This is a genomic window from Sporomusa sp., from assembly GCF_035561255.1.
In the GTDB taxonomy this organism is placed as follows: Bacteria; Bacillota; Negativicutes; order Sporomusales; family Sporomusaceae; genus Sporomusa.
The window spans coordinates 1-2,849 of the sequence record NZ_DATMXX010000366.1; the positions used below are offsets into that span (position 1 = coordinate 1).

2 protein-coding genes, 1 tRNA gene and 1 rRNA gene are annotated in these 2,849 nt (G+C 42.1%); 3 read left to right on the plus strand and 1 reads right to left on the minus strand.

Going from position 1 to position 2,849, the window contains the following annotated elements; all coding sequences use genetic code 11:
- Both VN379_RS20870 and VN379_RS20875 read left to right on the plus strand, forming a co-directional pair.
- A 23S ribosomal RNA gene (locus VN379_RS20870) occupies positions 1 to 141 on the plus strand; the annotation flags it as partial.
- 184 nt (positions 142 to 325) lie between these two features.
- Positions 326 to 401, plus strand: a tRNA-Met gene (locus VN379_RS20875).
- Between the two features lie 99 nt (positions 402 to 500).
- Here VN379_RS20875 and pdxK read toward each other — a convergent pair.
- Positions 501 to 1,310 carry a pyridoxine/pyridoxal/pyridoxamine kinase gene (pdxK, locus tag VN379_RS20880; protein ID WP_325537442.1) on the minus strand — a complete coding sequence of 270 codons (810 nt, stop codon included), beginning with the start codon at positions 1,308 to 1,310 and terminating at the stop codon, positions 501 to 503.
- Between the two features lie 123 nt (positions 1,311 to 1,433).
- Here pdxK and VN379_RS20885 point away from each other — a divergent pair, with 123 nt between their 5' ends.
- Positions 1,434 to 2,846, plus strand: a complete 1,413-nt coding sequence (locus VN379_RS20885; protein ID WP_325537444.1) for a PLP-dependent aminotransferase family protein — start codon at positions 1,434 to 1,436, stop codon at positions 2,844 to 2,846.
- Positions 2,847 to 2,849: the final 3 nt, after the last annotated feature.

A 2,849-nucleotide genomic window follows, 5' to 3' on the forward strand; every position in this document is an offset into this window, starting at 1 on the left:
AAGCGTGAAACCAGCCTTAAGATGAGGTCTGTCATTCGAAAGAAGTAAGGCCCCTTGTAGATGACAAGGTTGATAGGCCAGATGTGTAAGTGGCGCAATCCACTCAGCTGACTGGTACTAATAGGCCGAGGACTTGACTTAACACTTGTTCGCACTTGCAGTGCGAACGAAATGATCCTAATTGCACTATCTTTCTTCTGTGAAGTTTTCAGGGAACATACTCTGATTAGGAAGTTCCGCACTAACGCTTGGAACTAAGCGATTCACGCAGGTTTCCGCGTCGCTGTCGCTCCTAAAAACCTGGTTCTCTGCTTATGCTTATTATCGCGGGATGGAGCAGTTGGTAGCTCGTCGGGCTCATAACCCGAAGGTCGTAGGTTCAAGTCCTGCTCCCGCAACCATGACATTAAAAGCCAAACGAGACAAATAGCTCGTTTGGCTTTTTTTATATTGCAATAAAAAAAGACTAGCTTTAAAAGCAAGTCTTTTCTAAACGATTTCTAATTGTGCAAACGATGGGCAGCATGCCAAGTGGGGCCGACGTACTTATTAAGCGGGAAGGAATGTTTGAGTGCGGTAGTAATAAATTCTTTGGCCTGCCGTACTGATTCAAGGACTGTCAAGCCTTTGGCAAGTCCGGCTGTAATAGCGGCCGCATATGTGCAACCAGCACCATGGGTGAATTTTGTATCAATTTTTGGGCTTTCCAAAATGACAAATTCTTTACCATCATAGAGTAGGTCAACTGCGTTGACGGTATTTAGTTTGGAGCCGCCTTTTATCAATACATTCTCAGGCCCGAGAGTGTAGATTTTAGCTGCTGCCGCTTTCATATCATCAATTGAGGTGATGGAGCGAATGCCACTCAATTGTTCAGCTTCAAAAATGTTCGGTGTAATAACTGTAGCACGGGGTGCAAGCTGCTCCCGCATGCTGATTGTTGATTCAGGGTGTAAAACCTCATCTGTTCCTTTGCATACCATAACTGGATCAATAACTACTTTTTTAACCTGGTATTGATCAATTTTTTTTGCGACTAAATCAATGACCTCACTTGAAGCCAGCATTCCCGTTTTAAGGGCATCCACGCCAATTCCGCACAGAACAGTCTCCAATTGTGCCTCTAAAACCTCAATTGGCAGGGGATACACGTCATGGGCCCAGTTATTATGGGGATTTTGGGCTACGACGACCGTGAGAGCGGTCATGCCATAAACCCCAAGCTCCTGAAACGTTTTTAGATCAGCCTGCAGGCCTGCTCCACCGCTTGTATCTGAACCAGCTACGGTAAGTGCTTTAAATCTTGTCATGTTCAAGTCCTCCTTTGATACCGGGTATTTTAAAAATTATATTTGTAGTATAAAATATAATTGAACATATTGAAATATACAGAATGTATATAATTAATAGGTACAGTTACTGAGGAGGATGTTATGCTGGAATTGCTTATGCTAAACTTAATGAGTAAAGAACCTTTATACATACAACTCTATAAGCATTTTAAGACTGCCATTGAGCAAAACAGGATAACCAAAGGTGAAAAGCTGCCATCAATCAGGGGATTAGCTAAGAATTTGGCTGTGAGTAAGATCACTGTCGAAAAAGCATACCAACAATTGCTCAGTGAAGGTTATATTAGTAATAGTGATCGTTCAAGGTATACTGTCAATAAATTTGAGGGCATCGATTATGAAACCGCGGTTGCTGTAGTTGCAACTAACTATCAGCATTCACCCCCGGTAGAAGAACCGAAAATACTTTATGATTTCGCCAGTGGGGAAATGGATAGTAATGGCTTTGATTTTTCGCTATGGAAACGTTATATTAGCAAGGTTTTTCTGAACAAAGAGCGCCTGCTAGGCTATGGACATATTCGTGGCGAGGAAGAGCTGCGTACTCAAATAGCAAAATATATTCAGAAATCGCGCGGGGTTTACGCACACCCAGACCAAATCATCATTGGCGCAGGTGTACAAAACCTCCTTAATATCCTGTGCAGTATATTAAAGCTTGAACACAAAAGCATTGCCTTCGAAGAGCCAGGTTTTAAGAACGGAAGACGTATTTTTACAGATCATGCTTTTACGATAGTACCGATAAGAATGAAGCAAGACGGTATTACTATTGAGGAGTTAGTCAGCAGTGGGACTAAGCTGGTATATTTGAGTCCGTCTCATCAATTCCCGACTGGATATATTATGCCAATTGGTAAAAGAACCAGGCTGTTACGATGGGCCCAAACTGTTGACGGGACTATTATTGAGGATGATTATGATAGTGAATTCCGATATTTTGGACTGCCGATTCCGGCGTTAAAAGGTCTTGATAATACCGGCAAGGTAGTATATTTAGGATCATTCTCGAAGATTATTCCGCCTTCGATACGGATTAGCTATCTGGTATTGCCTGAAAGGTTGCTAGCCCTTTATCACCAAAATTCATCCTTATATAATCAGGCTGCGTCAACGATTGAGCAGCTGGCTTTGGCTAAATTTATGGAAGATGGTCATTTGGAGCGTCAGATTCGCCGCCTTAGAAAAATGTATTATGAGAAGAATGTACTTTTGTTTGAAGCAATTAGGAATATTTTAGGCGACCATGTTGAGGTGACTGACACGGAGTCAGGGCTTCACACTATTCTCAGTGTAAAATCCGATTTAAGTGCCAGAGAACTTGTTGAAAAAGCGCTCGCATACGGTTGTCGTGTCGCTCTTGTCCAGGATTACTATTTAGAATTGTCACAGGAAAAACTTCCGCAAATAATACTTTATTTTTCAAAAATACCTGCCAATGAGATTGCAGCAGCGATTGAGCGATTACGGCAGGCCTGGTTTCCTGTAAATTAATAG